The sequence below is a fragment of the Bacteroidota bacterium genome (assembly GCA_038746285.1).
Taxonomy (GTDB): domain Bacteria; phylum Bacteroidota; class Rhodothermia; order Rhodothermales; family JANQRZ01; genus JANQRZ01.
This window is the reverse complement of record JBCDKT010000033.1, coordinates 1-17,022: the sequence shown is the minus strand read 5'-3', so window position 1 is coordinate 17,022 and position 17,022 is coordinate 1. Positions and strand designations below refer to the sequence as shown.

The window sequence follows — 17,022 nt, the reverse complement described above, 5'->3', positions numbered from 1 at the left end:
TCAGACCTCTATACTCGTCATCCCCGCGCAGGCGGGGACCCAGAGGACGGAGCCGGACGGTGGGTCCCGGCTCGGGGGCCGGGATGACGGTTCGAGGAAGAAAAGAGGCCGACATCGTTTGAGGTGGCGGGAGGGGGTAGGGGAAGAGGTTTCGCTAGCGCAGGAGCAGCAGTTTCTGGGTGGCGGAGTCGGCCCCGGCGGTGAGACGGACGACGTACGTCCCGCTCGGCAGGCTAGACCCGTCGAGCACAGCGCGGTGCGTGCCGGCCGGCAGCAGGCCGTCGGCGAGGACCGCGACGCGGCGGCCGAGCACGTCGTAGACCTCCAGCCGGACGGCGCTCGGCGCGGCCAGCGTGTAGCCAATCGTCGCAGCACTCGCGAACGGGTTGGGGTAGGCCGCGTCGAGGCCGAAGGCGAGCGGCGTGCCCGGCCCGGCCTCGTCGTCCACGACGTAGATACCGCCGGCGGGTGAGGGCACGTCCACGTCGGTGAAGACGCGCGCGAAGCCGGGGTCGAGGACCACCGACGCGTTCGTGCCGCTCAGTTCACGCTCGGTGTCGGTGAAGAACTCGTACCACGTCCCGCTCGCCGGGAAGGCCTGGGCGATGTCGCGCGCCTGGAGGCCGAAGTTGCCGACGATCACCGCCGCGCTCGGCTCGCCGTCCGGCGCGTCGGCCAGGGTGAGCGTGATCGAGCGCGTGGCGTCGTTGTTGCCGACTTCGAGGGTGACCTCGGTGTCGGGACTCGTGAAGAGGGCGTAGTCGTTTCGCAGGTTGATGAGCGCCGCCCACGTCTCGTAGAGGTTGCGCCGGTCGGGCTCGTCGGCGTAGTTCCAGCGGATCGGCTTCGGGCCGGTGCGGCTCGGGGCGAAGGCGGGGCAGTCGCCGTTCGAGCCGTCGCCGGGCTTGAGGCACTCGCCGGGGCCGCCGCCGTAGCCGACCTCGCCGAACTGCCACATCATCCGCGCGCCGGGCACGGTGAAGAAGAACGCCCCGGCGAGCTTCTGCCGGTCGAGGGCCGTGTTCAGGTCCGTGATGTCGTAGCTGCCCGCGCTGTTGCCGAAGGTGCGGTTCTTGAACATCATCCACTGCTCGTCGTGGCTCTCCATGTAGGTCACCGCGCCCGCGACCGGCATCCCACCGATCCACTGCGGCGGGTAGGTGCTGCTCAGGTCGCTGCCCCCGTCGAGGTAGCCCATCGTGCTCTCGTTGTACGGGTCGGTCATCTTGTTCCAGAGCATCATGCCCGGCAGCCCACGGTCGCGCCCGAAGTTGACGAGTTCGAGGTTCTCCTGGGCGCTCGGGTTGAGGTGCTCCAGGATGATGAGCGCGTCGTCGTCGACGGCCCAGAGCGCGTCGGCCATCCGCGTCAGCAGCCCGATCCGCTCGGGGTTGAAGCCGTCCCACGGGCCGGTCTGCATGAACCCTTTCGAGAGGTCGAAGCGGTAGCCGTCGACGCGGTACTCCTCGACCCACCACCGGTTGGCGCGGTCCAGCCACGCCTGCACGGCGGGGCTCGTGTGGTCGAGGTCGCAGAAGACGTTGAACGGGTGGCGCGCCGGGCTGTTGGCGTAGAGCGACGCCTCGGTGCAGCCGTAGAGGTCGACGAGCGGCGAGGGGCCGTCGGCGTGGTTGTAGACCACGTCGAGGAGCACCGCGATGCCGCGCGCGTGGGCCGCGTCGACGAACGCCTTAAACTGCTCCGGCGGGCCGTAGTACTTGTCGAGCGCGAGGTGGAAGGTCGGCTGGTAGCCCCAGTTGAGGTTGCCGCCGAACTCGGCCACCGGCATCAGCTCGATGGCGTTGACGCCGAGGCGGTCGAGGTAGTCGAGCGTGTCGGCGAGCGTGTCGTAGTCGTGCGCGGCGATGAAGTCGCGGACGAGGAGTTCGTAGATCACGAGCTCTTCCTGCGCCGGACGCTCGAAGTCGTTCACCTGCCAGTCGTAGGGTGTAGCGCCGGGCGTGATGAGGGTCGCGGGCCGGCCGGCGGCCTCGGACGGGTAGGGCGGCAGGTTGGGGAAGGCCGCGTCCGGGATGAACTCGTCGTCGGTCGTGAGGACGAGTGCGGAGTAGGGGTCGGCGATACGGAGGTCGCCGTCGATGAGGTACTGGAAGGCGACCGGCTCGCCGGGCGTGAGGCCGTCCAGTTCGATCCACCACCAGACCGAGTCGGCCCCGGAGGCGGCGTCGGCGTCGCGGCGCATCAGCGAGGCCGCGTCGGCGGTCCAGTCGTTGAAGTCGCCGACGACGTGGACGAAGTTCTTGAACGGCGCGAAGAGCGAGAGCCGGACCGTCGAGCCGTCGACGTAGGTGATGCCGTCTTCGAGCCCGTCGGGGCGCGCGGCGTCGACCACATCCGGCGGGACGATCCCGATCTCGGCCTCGGCGCTGCGCCCGAGCGCGTCCTCGGCGACGACGCGGAGGAAGCCGGGGGCGGCGGTCGGCTCGGGAAGCGTGTAGCGGAAGAGGCCCGTCTCGGTGTCGAGGAAGGCCAGCCCGTCCTGAAGCGGCCCGTCGTTCACCTGGAACTGGAGTTCCTCGATGGCCTCGGTCCCAAAGATGCCCGCCGACACGGCCGCGATTTGGCCCGTCGCGTTCTCCTCCCGGGCAAGCTGGAACACCATCGGGTCGGCGACCTCAACGACCGAGTCGTTGAACGGGCTGCCGTCGGTGAGCGGGTTGAGCGGGTCGGTGATCCAGACCCAGTTCGTGCCGGCCTGGTTCTGCTGGTAGTGGACTTTGTACTCGTAGCTCTGTCCGGTTGTGAGAGCAACGGTGTAGCGGTATTCGTTCTCGTCCGCGTCGTAGGTCATCAGCGACGGCGCACCGATGTCGATCTGCCCGCCGTCGTTGGGTCCCCAGTCGTTGAACTCGCCGGGGAGGAACGCCCGCACGACCGGCTCGATCTCGGGCGAGGCCAGGTCCGGCAGGAAGCGGAACGTCACGTCGAGCGTGCCCTGCGCGAGCGCGGCCGCCGGGGTGAGGAGGAGAGCGAGGAGGCAGAGACGGTGCAGCACAGAGATACCCTTTGTTTTGCTAAATCGAGGGCCTCGGTCCCCCCATCCCCGCGCGCGGCGGAGATGGGGGGCGAGGCAGGAGCGGGTGCTCCGAGGCGTCAGTTCAGCACCGTGAGGCGCTGGCTGAAGACGGCGTCGCCCGCGCGGAGGCGGGTGAGGTAGACGCCCGAGGCGAGGCCCGCCGCGTCGAACGACACGCGGTACGTGTCGGCCGTCTGGACGGCATCGACGAGCACGGCCACGAGGCGGCCCGTGAGGTCGTAGACCGCGAGGTGCACCGCCCCACTCTCGGGGAGGGCGTACTCGAACGTCGTCCGGCCCACGAACGGGTTCGGGTAGTTGCCCCGAAGCTCAGCCGCGACCGGGACGACGCCGGTGCCTTCGACGGACGACGGCTCGTTGTCGGCTTCGCCGCCGCTGCGGACGGCTACGACCGTCGCCGGGTCGGCGTCGTTGTCGATGAGCGCGTACGGATCGTAGGCCTGCGAGAAGTCGCCGCCCGGCCCGTTCGGGCCGCTGTCGTCGGTGTAGGTGCCGTCGTTCTGGAGCACCGCGCCGAAGACCGAGCGCACGGTCTGCTGGCCCTCCTCGATGGCGAAGTTCTGGTCGGCCCCGAAGCCGCCCTCGTTGTCAAACCCGTTGACGCCGTGCTTGCCGACGAGCGCCTTCGGCGAGCCAGCGGTGTAGGTGTAGGTGATCGAGAAGACCGAGTCTCCAGCGGTCACGTCGCCCTGCGTCCCGTCGTCGAGAAGCTCGCGCGTCGAGATGGCCGCGAGGTCCTCGCCCCATGTCGCCCAGTCAGTCAGGCCGTCGCCGTTGGAGACGGGGCCGTTGATGAACAGGCCGTCGAGGGACTCGATGGTCTGGCCGGTCTGCGTGTCGGCCGGAAGGAGGCCGTTGTCTTCGAGGAAGTAGTAGGCCGGGCGGAGGTCCACCTCGAAGACGACCGTGGCGTCCTCGGTGAGGATTTGGTCCGGCGTGAGGTCGTTGAAGAAGCGGACCGGGACGTTGACTTCGGGGATGCCGTTGCCGCTCTGGTCGGTTTCGTCGCCGGTGACCTCGAAGGTGCGGTTCTCGCCGCTCTCCCAGCCGTCGGGGGCCGCGTCTTCCGGCTCGCCGATGATGTACTTGTAGTTCTGCGTGCTCGGGGCCGTCAGTTCCACCTCGACGAGGCCGACGTAGATGTCGGGGTTGAAGGGGTCCTGGACGAGCGTGTCGGCGGCGTTATTCCAGCCGTTGATGAACTCGCCCGCGACGGTGACGATGTCGGTCTCCGGGTCGAAGTCTCCAATCAGCGCCTGCACCGACATGTCGACCTCGAAGATGACTTCGAAGAGCGCCGCGTCGCACTGGTCGCTGATGCCGTCGGCCTTGAAGTAGTCGGCGACGGGAAGCGTGGCCGGGCCTTCGACCTCGAATTCGCGGTTGCCGCTGTCGGTGCTCTGGTTGTCCTCCCAGCCAAGCGGGTCGGTGCCCCAGAACTTGTACTCGATGGGGCCGTCGGCGAGCGAGAGCGTAGTCGAGTAGATGCCGTCGCCGGCGGTGGCGTCGCCGTTCGTGCCGTCGTCGTTGAGGAGGTCGGCCCCGGTGTTGAACTCGTTGAACGAGCCGGGGACGCTGGCCTCGCTCTCGCCGGGCGTGAAGGCGCAGCGCTCGATGGCCGTGTTCATGTCCACCTGGAAGACGACGTCGCTCTGCGCCCAGGCAGGGGCCGCAAGCAGAAGCGCCGTCCCCAGGAGGAGGTGGCGTGTAGCATGTTGCATGGTGTAGTACCTCGTTGTGTGTTGGAGGGGAAAACCCGGCCGCGCGGTAGCGCCGCGGAGCCGGGGCCGTGCCGTCTAGCTCAGAACGTCACCCCGACGGTGAACATCTGCGGGGTGCCGAACGGTTCGTAGTTCTGAAAGACGTAGTCGAAGTAGCCCGCGAGGCGGCGGGTGAGGGCGTAGCGTAGCCCGAAGCCAGCGGTCCAGCCGCCGTCCTCGGCCGGGCCGAAGGCTTGGCGCCAGCCGCCGCGCACGAAGAGGAGGTCGCGCCAGGCGTACTCCGCGCCGAAGTTGGCGCTCTGGCCGGCGTCGCTCGGGGCGTTGCCGTCGGCGGCGACCGTCACGCGCTGGTCGGCCGTCTGGAAGGGGACGACCGAGACGCCGACCCGGAAGATGAGCGGCATGGCCCACTCGTCGACCTCCAGGTTGGCCGCGTTGCGCGGGTTGTTGCCGTTCTCCTCGGGCTCGATGTCGACGGCCCGCCGGAGGTCCGGCCCGGCCAGCCGCATGTCTGTCCCGAAGTTGGTCATCGACATGCCGATGCGGATGCCCTGGAACCGGGTGTCGTAGAGCACACCCAGGTCGAGCGCGAGGCCGTTGGCCGACTCGTTCCAGATCTGCTGGCGGACGAACTTGGCCGTCCCGCCGACCGAGAAGCGGTCGGTGAGCGCACGGGCGTACGAGACGCCGACGGCGAGGTCGAGCGCGTCCCACAGCTCGCCCGTCTCGCAGACAGGGTTGTCCCGGTCGCACTGCTGGATTACTGTCACCGGTTCGTCGCCGTAGTCGAGTGCGATCACCTGGATGCCGAAGTGGCCGAGGCTGCCCGCGTTGAAGACGATCGCCGCGTGCTGGTGACGTGAGTCGACGAACCACTCGGAGTTGGAGAACTCCGCGCCGTTGGCGGTCATCGCGGTGATGGCCGAGGGGTTCCAGTAGAGCGCACTCGGCCCCTGCGCCTGGGCGACCTGCGCCCCGCCCATCGCCGTCGCCCGCGCCCCGACGCCGAGGCCCAGGAACGGAGCCGCCGTCGTGCCGACCTTGTCCTGCGCCTGCACCGGCAGCGCCGCGAGGGCGAGGAGCGCAGAGAAAAGTATCGTTCTAGTCATGGTGGTGTCCGTTCTGGTGCCGTTCGTCGTTCGGCCTTCGCCGTTCGTCACTTGATAAGGGCCAGCTTGCCGGTCTTGGTCCCGACGTTCGGGGCCTCGACGTGGTAGAAGTAGACCCCGTAGGCCACGTCCAGATTTTCGCGCGAGCGCAGGTTCCAACTCAACGTCCCGTCGTCGATGCCGCTCTCGTGGCGGCCTTCCCAGATGAGGGCCCCGCGCACGTTGTAGACCCGGACGCGGGCGTCGCGCGGCAGGTTGATGAAGTCTACGCGCCGCTCGCCGCGCCCGCTGTTGATGGTCTGCGGGAGCGGGCGCTCCCACGAGGCGGCCGCCACGTAGGGGTTGGGCACGACGCGGATCTGGTCGAGTTGGGCGTCGGCCGCGTCGTCGTCCACGCTCGACGCGGTCGTCGAGAAGGTGAACTTGTCGCGCGGTGAGAACGGCTTGAGCGTGGCGAGCTTGAACACATCGCCCGCGCCGGGGAAGGACCCGTCGGCCGTCGTGTTGCTGGGACGGACGATGTACGTCGGCTCGGTCGGCGTCGTGGGGTCGCCGTCGAGGTCCTCGTAGATGAAGATGAACTCGTAGGCGTCGAAGATGCCGTTGCGCGTCGCCGCGCTGTTCTCGAGGAAGACGAACTCCGCCGTCTCCCCGAGCGTGACGTTCTCGACGGTGAAGTTGGTCTCCTTCGCTATGGCCATCGGTGCGCTGCTGCCCGAGCCGAGCGCGAAGCCACCTTCCGACTGCCCGATGAAGTCATCGCTGAACCGGATCTCGTAGTCGTACGGCGCGAGCGACCCCTGGTAGCGCCACTCGCGCGGGAACGGGTTGTCGATGTTGATCCGGCTCGTGAACATGCTCAGCAGGCCGTTCTGGCTGGTGCTGAGGAAGCCGGTGTCGGTGTCGTTCGCCGGCGCGTTCGCCGTCGTGTCGCGGAAGATCTGGGTCTCGTCGTTGTCGAACAGGAAGCGGATGCCGTCGAAGACGGTCGCTAGTTCGTCATCGACCGGAGCCTCGGCCACGGTATCGCCGCCGGTCTCGACGAAGAAGCTGTCGGCGACGGGGCCGCCGTCCGCGCTCTTGAAGGTCAGCCGGTAGGAGCGGCCCACGTCGGCCATGCGCGGGTCGAGGATTTCGGCGCGGACCTCGCCCGTGGCGGAGCCAGCCGTCATATCGACGTCGCCCTCGATCCGCCCCTCCTGGTAGCCGGCAACCGGCGCGTTCGGGACAACCTCGACCACGTTCTGGCCGGTGACGACCTCGCCGGTCTCGCGGACGCTGACGGCGAAGTTGTTCTCGGCTGGGTAGAAGTCCGGCGAGCCCCGGTCGTAGGCCGTGCACGCGTAGTAGTAGCGCTGCCCGTTGTTCACGTCCTCATCAACGACCGAGTACTGAAGCCCCGTGTCCTCGCCGAGCGGGAACGGAACGCCGCGCACGCGCGGGTCGCTCGAGATGAAGGCGCCGTTGATGCCGTTGTCGAGGTCGTACTGGAAATCGGCAACACGGATACCGGTCGGGTTTCCGAAGACGTCCGTCAGGCGCGTAGGATCGTTGAAGAAGGGGTCCGTACTCTTAAAGATGCGGTAGCCCTCGAAGTCCATCCCGAGGATCGGGTCGATGGACGCCTCGGGCGTGGAGTCCCAGAACAGCGTCACCTGGCCGTCGCCGGGTACGGCGCTGAGGTTGCACCGGTCCGGCGGGCGGGCGAACTGGTAGTTCCGGTCGTAGATCTCCTGGATGGTCTGGGTGTTGTTGGTGATGTCTTCGAGGTCGTTGCCGAAGACCGTGGCGAGCGAGAAGCGGAGCGTCTGGCCCGGCTCCAGGCGGAAGTAGCCGGAGGAGAAGATGAAGTCGCCGTCGACGCCGCCAGCGCCCTGCTGCTGGGCTAACTCCTCGTTCGAGGTGAAGAAGCCGGGGCTCATCGCCTCCCAGATGCGCTGGTCGTCGTTCATCCGAATCGCGCCGGGCGGGTTGAAGTAGAAGAACGACGACAGGCCCACCTGGTCGCTCTCGGTCACGTCGAGCGCGTCGAAGTTGGGCTCGCCGGGGGAGGGGACGCCGTCGCCCTCGCCCGCGTCGCCGGTGCCGGCCTGGCCGTCGGCTCCCACGTCGTCGCTGTTGGCGTCCCAGTCGCCGTCGTTGTCGACGCCGTCGTCGCGGCGCTCGTCGAGCAGCGGGTTGAGCAGGCCGAAGGCCGCCGAGTCGGCACTCGTCGGCGTGCGATTCTCGGTGGCGCGGGCAAAGCCGACGTAGTCGGCGAAGCGGAGGGCGGGCAGGAATTCGATCTCGCCCTGGAGGTTCTGCGCCCGGCGCTCGAAGTGGAGGTTGACGTCCTCGTCGATGATCCCGTCGAGGTCGTCGTCGACGAGGTTCTTTTCGGTGATGACGACCTCGCTGCCGACCGTCTGGCCCTGGATCGTGGTCTGCGGCTCGAGGATGGTGTCGCCGGGACGGACGGTGTAGCTCCGGCCCTGCGACACGACCGTCGTCTCGCCCGCGCCGAGGTAGACGACGGAGCGTGCGCCGGTCTGGTCGTCGATCAGGATGAGCGGGTCGCCCTCGGCGAGCGTGCGCGGCTGGAAGTCGCTCTGGTCGAAGACGTTGCCCTGGCCCGCAAGCGAGAGCGGGATGAACGGCACGCCGTCGATGTCGAGGCCCAGCGCGGTCAGGGGGTCGCCGTCGCCGTCGTCGTCGATGCCGTTGTTCGCGTCGCCCGGGCTTTCGAGGAAGCCGTAGCCGACGTAGCCGACCTCCTGGTTCTCGTTGCCCGAGTTGTCGTTGTCCCACGAGTAGACGATCCGGTTGGCCTGGTCGAAGAAGGCGAGGTCGTCCTGCGAGTCGCCGTCGCCACCGGCAAGGGTCCCGACGGTCAGACCGACGGCGACGCGGGGGTAGGTCGTGGTGCTGGTGTTGGTGACCTCGTAGAGCCAGAAGATGGCGTCTTCGGCGAGGAACTGGCTCCACTGGAGGCCGCGCACTTCCATCTCCAGGCCCAGCCCGCCGCGCTGTGGCCGGAGCGAGTCCGCCACGAACGAGCCGAAGCCGAAGCCCTGCTCGTTCGTGATCTCCTCGTCGTTGTTGTCGTCCATCCAGAAGTAGGTCTCCAGGTCGGCGTTGAACTGGTTGCGCCCGAAGAAGCCGTTCCAGTCGGCCTCGCCAGTGGAGGGGTTGATCCAGGTCGGCTGGTCGGGCCACTGGTCGGGCCAGGTCTCGGGCGAGGTCGAGAGGGCCGGGCGGTCGTTGGCTTGGACCTCGCCTTCGTCGTCGATGAAGCGGTCGGAGGCGAAGCCGGGCTTGGCTTCGAAGCCCCAGAAGATGCTGCTCTGGCCCGGCGGGCCGTCAGCCCCGGCGCGCGGCCCGCGCGTGGTGACGGTGTTGACCTGGAGCTGGTCCGGCTGACCATCGCCGTCACTGTCGACCGGCACTTCTACGGCGACGACCGGGAGCACGTCGCCGATGTAGAAGTTCTGGGAGCCCTTCGGCCAGTTGCCCCGGATTTCGCCGGTCCCGCCGAGCAGGCCGTAGTTGAAGAACGTCAGGGCGACTTCGTTGCCGTCCATTTCGGCGCTCTTCTCGAACGTGCGGTTGCCGTAGAAGCTCGGATCGAAGAGGAAGGCCGGGAGGTCTTCGCGGTCTTGCGCCAGCGCGGGGAGCGCCAGCGCGAAGGCGGCAGCGGCGAGCAGAAGCGCGGAGGTCGGGCGGGTCATAGGGTTCAGGTCAGCGGACCGGTGCCGCGCGTCGGGCAGCGGTCGGGCGCGGGGGCAGGGTCAGAAGTTGTAGCGGAGGCCGAGGACGACGCGGCGTGGCTGGCTGAAGAAGCCCGGCTGCACGAAGTTGCGGTTCAGCAGAGCCGGGTCGCCGAAGAAGCTGCCCTCGGCCACGTTGCGGTCGAGCGAGTAGGTGGCGCGGCCCGTGTTGCTGAAGACGTCGTTCTCGTTGCGCGTGTCGAGGAGGTTGTCCACCTTGGTGAAGATCTGGGCCTTGTGGTCCCCGAAGAGTGGGATGTTCTTGTAGGCTGTCAGGTTGACGTTGACGGTCGAGGGCCTGGTGTCGGAGTTGAGGAGCAGGCGGCCGGGGACGCTGGAGCCGGCACCGCCGGTCTGCTGCGCGGTGCGGCTCGGCGTGAAGGGCTGGCCGGAGCCGTAGCTCATCAGGAGCCCGAAGCCGGCGTCGAACCGGGCGTTGTCGTAGGTCAGCGAGGCGGTGAACGTGTGGCGCTGGTCCCAGCTCGTCGGGAGGATCTGCTGCTCGACGAGGCGGCGGTCCGTCGCGGCGGCGTTGTAGGCAGCGTCAGGGTCGGACGCGTTCGCCCGCGCCACCTGGAACGTGTAGTCGAGGCCGGCGAAGAGGCTCGTCCCGATGCGCTGGTCAAACCGGAGGATGAGGCCGCGCACGAAGCCGAAGTCCGAGTTGACGAGCTGGCCGTAGCGCGCCGAGGTGCCTTCGACCTGGATCGGATCGGTGGCGGTGCCGGTGAGGTTGCGGATGTTGCGGTAGTAGGCCGTCACCTCGATCGCCGAGCTCGCGGTGAGCGTCTGCTTCAGCCCGATCTCGCCCTGGACGGTCTGCTCGGGCCGGAGGTTCGCGTTGCCGATCAGCCCGATGAGCCCTGAGCCGCTGTTGCTGAGGTTGAAGTACGGGTTCTGGTACAGAAGCTCGAAGTTAGGCGTCTGGAAGAACTGCCCGTAGGAGAAGTGCACCACGCCGCCGGCCGTGATCGGGAAGGCCACGCCGAGGCGCGGCGAGACCTGGAACGAGCTCTCGGCGGCCTCGAACGCCTCGTCGGGGGTGAAGTTGGTGACGTTGCCGTTCTCGTCGAGGTAGAACTGGAACTCACCGTTCTCATCGCGCTCGGGGTCGAGGATCGGGTTGCCGTCCTCGTCCAGGATCGGGTTGCCGTCCGCACCGATCGGCAGGCCGTCCATGTTGCGGACGATGCGACGGTTTCTGAGGAAGACCGCATTCGGGTCCGTGGGGTCGCGGAAGACGACGCCGTTGGAGTCGAAGTAGTCGAAGCGCAGCCCGGCGTTGATGATGAGGGCACCGAGCTCGATCTTATCCTGGACGTAGGCCGAGAACTCGACGGGGTTGTAGGTATACTGCCCGTTGTCGATGAGCCCCCGGACTCGCACGCCGCCCGGCACACCGCCGGAGCGGGGCGGTTCCTCAATCACGAAAGCCTCTTGGTCGCGGAATCTGAGCGTGTGGTACCGCCCCTCAAGGCCGAACTTGATCAGGTTGGCGCTGCCCACCTGGCTCGTGAGGTCGAACTTGGCGAGCAGGGTGTTGGTCGAGCGGAAGAACCGGCGGTTGTCCGTGCCGCCGCCCCGGAAGCCGCTGATGGCGTTCGTGAATTCCGTTGGGAAGAAGTCGTTGTCTTCGTAGCGCTCGTCGAGTGGGTCCTCGAAGAGGAAGTCGTTGAACTCGGTGTAGTTGTTGGTGATGCCGAGGTCGTAGAAGGTCGCGTTCGAGAGCGTATGGGTCCACTTGAGGTAGGTGCTGAGCGCGTCGCGGCGCTTCTGGCGCTGGGCCTCGGGCCGGAAGAAGATGCCGAGCTCGTAGTCCCGGAAGTCCTCGCGGCTAGCGATGACGTTGGCCGCGAGGCGCATCCCGCGCCCGAGGCGGGCCGTGAGCTTGGCCTGGCCAGAGACGCGCTCGAACGGGTTGAGCGACACCCGCTCGCCGCTGCCGGACCCGAGCGAATCGAGCAGAGCGATCGGCGCGCGCATGCTGTCCGCGGAGACGAGATAGCCCACGTCGTCCGAGCGGAACCGGTCCTCGCCGAAGATCCAACCGTCGTTCTTGAAGTAGCGCCCGCTCGTGAAGAAGAACAGCCGGCCGGGGATGACCGGGCCGCTGAAGTTGCCCTCGGCGTTCTGGACGGCCGCGATGCTGAGGTCGCCCAGCCCAGGGAAAATCGGGGTGTCGGGGAGGAGCTCCCGCTCGCTCGTGAGGTAGTCGCCGAGGAAGCCGGTGAAGCTGCCCTCGAAGTCGTCCGAACCGTCCTTGGTGACGACGTTGACGATGCCCGAGAGCGCCTGCCCGTACTCGGCGTTGAAGGCACCGGTGACGACCTGCGCCTCCTGCACCATCCCGTTCTCGATGCCGAGGGCGAGGCCGCCGTCGTACACGTCAGAGACGGGCAGCCCGTCCACCCAGTAGCCGACCTCGCCGATGCGTCCGCCGCGGAAGTGCCCGTCCACGACGCCCGCCTGGAGCTCGATGACCTCGTTGAAGTTCTCGACCGGGAGCGCCTGGATTTCGTCACCGGAGACGAACGCCGTCGTCGCGGTGAGGTCCTTCTGGACGAGCGCCCGCTCGGCGGTCACGACGACCTCCTCGCCCTCGATGATGTCCTCCTGGAGCTCGGCGTCGACCCGCGTCGTGAGGTCGATCGAGACGCGGACGCCCTCGACGCGTGTGTTCCGGTAACCGACGAACGAGAAGACGATCTCGTAGGTGTCCGGCCGCACCCCGATGATCGAGAAGTTGCCGTCGAAGTCGGTCGCGGTCCCCTGCGTGGTTCCCTCGATGAAGACGTTGACGCCGGGGAGCGGCTCGCCCGTGACAGCGTCGGTGACGGTCCCAGCGATCTTGCCGGTCTGCGCGGCGGCGGTGCCGCTCAGGAGGAGCGCCAGCACGAAGGCGGTGGCGAGCGTAGCGGAGCGGAGGGTGAGGATCCGAAGCATAGGTCGCGGCGGCAGATCAGGAAGCGGGTACGGTGGGATCAGGGCGCGCCGTTGCGGGCGCGGTGGGCGGACGCGGCGCGTCCACGTGTCCGGAGGTCTCGCGCCGGATGAGGCGGGCGGAGAAAGTGGTGTGGGAGACCGGGTTGTCCGGCGCCCCGATGCGCTCGATGAGTTTGTCGATGGCGATCTTGCCCATGTCGTACATCGGCTGGCTGAGGGTCGAGAGGCCGACGTAGGCGCTCGTGCGGATGTCGTCGAAGCCGATCATGGCGAGGTCGTCGGGGACGCGCAACCCGGCGTCGCGCGCGGCGCGGAGCGCGCCGAGGGCCTGCACGTCGGAGGCGGCAAAGACGGCCTCGGGCGGCGAGGGGAGGGCAAGCAGGCGCTGCATGGCGGCGTATCCCGCCTCGCGCGTGTAGCCGTGCTGCTCGGTGTCCTCGCTGCTCACGACGAGGGCGGGGTCCAGGCCGAGGCCGGCGTCGGCGAGGGCGGCTTCGTAGCCGCGGCGCCGCGCCACGCCCGGCACCGACATCGGGTTCGGGGCGATCATGGCGACGCGGGTGTGGCCGCGGCCGAGGAGGTGCTGCGTCGCCTCGTACCCGCCGGCGTGGTTGTCGACGGAGACCGAGTCGAACTGCGCGTGGACCGAGTCCACAAGCACGACGGGAAGCTGGCTGGCCTGGAGGCTGAGGGCACGCTCCCCGTCAATCGGCGTCGAGCACAGCAGGAGGCCGTCGGCGCGGCCCTTCTGCATGGCGCGGGCGAGCTGGCCGTCGACCTCCTCCGGCGAGCGCGAGGCGTAGACGAGCAGGTCGTAGTCGATCTCCGAGAGCCGGTCCTGCACGCCGCGGATGACCTCCATGAAGAAGTACGAGGTCAGCATCGGCACGACGGCCGAGACGACGCGGGTGCTCTGCCGGGCGAGGCTGCGCGCCGAGACGTTCGGCTCGTAGTTGAGCGCCTCGGCGACGGCGAAGACGCGCTCCCGCGTGGCGTCGGCCACGCGCGCGCGGCCGCTGAAGACGCGCGAGACCGTGGCGATGGAGACGCCGGCCTGCTCCGCTATGTCGTAGATCGTGACGGCCATGGGTCCCCAAGCACGGGCCGGATGAAAGCGCTTACATAGCGCAATGATATCATAATATTCCCCTCGGCGCAACCCCTCCCCGCAGAATCCGACCACCGCCTTTGCCGACGGCGCGAAACGGGGCACAAAGTACCACCGTCGCGTGCCGACCCGACGGTTGGGCACGCCGGAGTGCCCCGGCCGTGTGGCGGTGGTACCTTGCCCCATCGCCCGACCGCCTCCGCTCATGGGAAAAGTCTCGATCCTCCGTGCGTTCTGGAGCTTCCTGCGGGTCCGCAAAAAGTACTGGCTCGCGCCCATCGTCTTCGTGCTCGTCCTGCTGAGCCTGCTGATCGTGCTGACCCAGGGCTCGGCGCTCGCGCCGTTCATCTACTCGCTGTTCTGAGAGACTGTTGAGGATCCACGCTCGCGGGCTACGAGCGGCTGCAAACCGCCCCGTCGTTGTTGCGCTCGTCACCCGATGTGGGGCATCGGGCTCTTCCCGCGCCTCGACGGGTTCGGTTTTCGCTCGCTCTCGCTGCCACATTCGAAATCCCAACAGTCTCTGAGATGAGCGCCCTCCGCGCCATCGCCGCCGAAGTCCGTGCCCTGGATACGAGCCGCCGGGCGCTGCGCAGCTTCGGCCTCGTCGTGGGCGGTGTGTTCGCGGGAATTGCCGCCGTCATCGTGTGGCGGAGCGGGTGGACGCTCACGCCGTGGTCGACCGGCTTCGGCAGCGTCGGCGGGACACTTGCGCTTCTCGGTCTCGCGGTACCGACCGTGCTGCGCCCCGTATACAGGGTGTGGATGGGGCTGGCCGTCGTCCTCGGGTTCGCGATGACGCGGGTGCTGCTGACGCTCGTGTTCGTCCTCCTCGTGGTCCCGATTGGCCTCGCGCTCCGGCTGGCAGGCAAAGACCTCCTCCGGCTCCAACTCGACCGCGAAGCAAAATCGTACTGGCTCCCGAGAGACCCCGCCGACCCGGCAAGCGAGCGCTTCCGACGGTACTGGTGAGTGGCGGGAGGTCGGGAGGTCGGGAGGTCGGGAGGTCGGGAGGTCGGGAGGTCGGGAGGTCGGGAGGTCGGGAGGTCGGGAGGTCGGGACAAGCAAAACCGCGAAAACTACCGAGGCTATCGCGCAGCGCGCCAACCGTCCTCTGTCCACCGTCCTCTGTCCACCGTCCTCTGTCCACCGTCCTCTGTCCACCGTCCTCTGTCCACCGTCCTCTGTCCACCGTCCTCTGACTAGGGCGGCGGGAGGCTGGCGAGGAGTTGCTGCCCGGCGGTGTGGGTCGGGTGGCGGGCGAGGAGGGCGGAGGCGGTCTCGCGCGCCTCGGCGTAGCGGCGGCTGAGGGCGTAGGCCCCGCTGAGGTTATAGAGCACCTGCGGGTCGTTCCCATTTAGTTCGCGGGAGCGTTCGAGCAAGGCGATGGCGTCGGCAGGACGACCCTGTTCGAGGGCGATCGCGCCGAGCATCGAGAGCGGGACCGCCGGTTCGGGGTCGAGCCTTGCAGCCTGCTTAAAGGCACGTTCGGCGTCGTCGAGGCGGCGGGCCCGGAGGTGGAGCCCGCCGAGTCCGAGGTGAGGCTCGGCCAGCATCGGGTAGGAGGCCACCATCGCCTCGCGGGCCTGGACCGCGCGCGCCTCGTTGCCTTCCTGCTCGTAGTAGGTCGCCAGCTTCTCAGTCGCCTCCAGCCACGTCGCCTCGGTCCGGTAGAGCGACTGCACGATCCGGTCGAACTCGGTCCGCACAGTGAGGGTGTCGAGGGCGCGCTTCGGGGCGTCGCGGGGCTGGAACGGCCAGTCGCCGAGAAGCTTCCGCACGCGGAGCACGCCGACGAGCGAGTCGGCCGGTGTCAGGAGCAGGCCCTGCCGGGCGAGGTCCTCGGGCACGGCCCGCGTCCAGTCTCCGATCAGGCGTGCCTCGCGGAGCGCGTCGTAGAAGGCGTCGGCGATGAGGAAGTAGCCGTCGACGGTCGGGTGGAGGTGCTCCAGCATGTGCTCGCGGCCGACGAGGCCACCGGGGGCCGCGCGACGGATCGCAGCCTCGGCCTCGACGAGCGTCGCGCCGTGCTCGGCCGCTTCCTCGCGGATGATCTGGTTCATGCCGCTCGGGGCGCGGAACCGGAGCGCGTCGCGGTCGCGGGCGGCGACGTAGGCCCGGCGTGCGGCGAGCGTATCGCCCGCCGCGGCGTGGGTCCGGCCGAGCGCGTAAAACCCCTCGGCCGCGAGCGAGTCGAGCGCCGTCGCCTCCTCCAGCGACGACTGGGCTGCTGGCACGTCGCCTTCGCCGAGGGCGTCGACGCCTGACCGGTAGAGCTGGTGCCAGGCCGCCTCGTCCGTCGCCTCAGCGAAGACCGTCTCGAACGGCCGCTGGTCGCGCTCGTTGGAGGCAATCGTCGAGACGAAGACCGGAACGTCCGCCGACTCGTAGAGCGCCAGCAGGTCCGACAGGTTAGAGCGGAATTGCCGGAGACCGAGATCGTACTCCGGCGAGCCGAACGGGATGACCTGCTCGCCGACCATCCGGGCCATCAGCGTGCCCTCGCCCGTCCCCTCCGGCGCGTCCGCAAGCAGCCCGGCGGCTCCGGCGAGCGCGTCGCGCAGAAGCTGCACCGTCCTGAAGCGCCGCAGCCTGAGGTAGGTGTTGACGAGCCCCCGGAACGAGCCGAGCGACTCCGTAGAGCCGACCCCGAGCGCGCCGTAGTATTCGTTGTGCCCGGCGTAGATCAGGACCGCGTCGGGCTGCTGGTCGAGGATTTCCGGCGCGAGGTCGAGGAGGGCGTACGAGTTCACGGCCGCCATCGCCGTGTTGACGACCTCGATCTTGCGCTCCGGGAAGGTCTGCTGGAGGCGGTGCTCCAGCATGCGCGAGAACGCGCCGCCGTGGTAGAACGGGAACCCCGCTGCCGTCGAGCCGCCCTGCACGAAGACCCGGAACTCGCGCTCGCTCTTCTCGGCGTCGAACACGTCGTGGAGCGCCGTCGGGACGTTCGACTGGGCGGCGAAGTAGCGCTTTGCCACGTCGCGGTTTTGGACGAGGTACTGCTCGTAGCCCTCGATGGGCGTGAAGAGCGGGTAGTCCTCGCCGTAGCCCGCGAGCCGGAGGCCGCCTTCGAGGAGCGCGAAGAACAGCACCGGCACCAGCAGCATGAGGCCGGTGAACAGGAGGCGGCGCGAACCGGTCGGGGCGTCGGGCGTGGTCATGCGTGGAGGGCGAGTGGGAGGAGTGGGAGCCGATGGATCGGGACGCGAAAACCTTAGTCGTCGGACTGCTGCTTCAGGGCAGCACCCAGGATGTCGCCGAGAGACGCACCGCTGTCGGAAGAGCCGTACTGTGCGACAGCTTCCTTTTCTTCGGCGATTTCGAGCGCCTTGAT

9 protein-coding genes are annotated in these 17,022 nt (G+C 68.4%); 2 read left to right on the top strand and 7 right to left on the bottom strand.

What is annotated here, in order from left to right; translation table 11 throughout:
- Positions 1-154: 154 nt before the first annotated feature.
- The 6 genes from AAGI91_11435 to AAGI91_11410 form a co-directional block, all read right to left on the bottom strand.
- Positions 155-3,016 (bottom strand): alpha-amylase family glycosyl hydrolase, encoded by a 2,862-nt coding sequence (locus AAGI91_11435; GenBank protein MEM1043228.1) that lies wholly within the window; start codon positions 3,014-3,016, stop codon positions 155-157.
- Between the two features lie 98 nt (positions 3,017-3,114).
- Positions 3,115-4,779 carry a T9SS type A sorting domain-containing protein gene (locus AAGI91_11430; GenBank protein MEM1043227.1) on the bottom strand — a complete coding sequence of 555 codons (1,665 nt, stop codon included), beginning with the start codon at positions 4,777-4,779 and terminating at the stop codon, positions 3,115-3,117.
- 80 nt (positions 4,780-4,859) lie between these two features.
- Entirely contained in the window at positions 4,860-5,888 is a 1,029-nt protein-coding gene (locus AAGI91_11425) for a PorV/PorQ family protein (GenBank protein ID MEM1043226.1), read from the bottom strand.
- A gap of 47 nt (positions 5,889-5,935) precedes the next feature.
- The gene (locus tag AAGI91_11420; protein ID MEM1043225.1) at positions 5,936-9,595 is read right to left on the bottom strand and encodes a hypothetical protein; all 3,660 of its coding nucleotides are present in this window, start codon (positions 9,593-9,595) and stop codon (positions 5,936-5,938) included.
- A gap of 60 nt (positions 9,596-9,655) precedes the next feature.
- Complete coding sequence (locus AAGI91_11415) at positions 9,656-12,577, bottom strand: TonB-dependent receptor (GenBank protein MEM1043224.1); 2,922 nt, start codon at positions 12,575-12,577, stop codon at positions 9,656-9,658.
- A gap of 16 nt (positions 12,578-12,593) precedes the next feature.
- Positions 12,594-13,664, bottom strand: coding sequence for a LacI family DNA-binding transcriptional regulator (locus tag AAGI91_11410; GenBank protein ID MEM1043223.1), 1,071 nt, complete (start codon positions 13,662-13,664; stop codon positions 12,594-12,596).
- A gap of 226 nt (positions 13,665-13,890) precedes the next feature.
- Here AAGI91_11410 and AAGI91_11405 point away from each other — a divergent pair, with 226 nt between their 5' ends.
- Together AAGI91_11405 and AAGI91_11400 are read left to right on the top strand one after the other, a co-directional pair.
- A complete protein-coding gene (locus AAGI91_11405; GenBank protein ID MEM1043222.1) occupies positions 13,891-14,049 on the top strand; it encodes a DUF5989 family protein in 159 nt (52 codons plus the stop codon).
- Positions 14,050-14,213: 164 nt separating this feature from the next.
- On the top strand, positions 14,214-14,657 hold the full coding sequence (locus AAGI91_11400; GenBank protein MEM1043221.1) for an SxtJ family membrane protein: 444 nt from the start codon (positions 14,214-14,216) through the stop codon (positions 14,655-14,657).
- A gap of 230 nt (positions 14,658-14,887) precedes the next feature.
- On the opposite strand, the gene AAGI91_11395 is transcribed toward AAGI91_11400, so the two are convergent.
- The gene (locus AAGI91_11395; protein MEM1043220.1) at positions 14,888-16,849 is read right to left on the bottom strand and encodes a tetratricopeptide repeat protein; all 1,962 of its coding nucleotides are present in this window, start codon (positions 16,847-16,849) and stop codon (positions 14,888-14,890) included.
- Positions 16,850-17,022 lie beyond the last annotated feature (173 nt).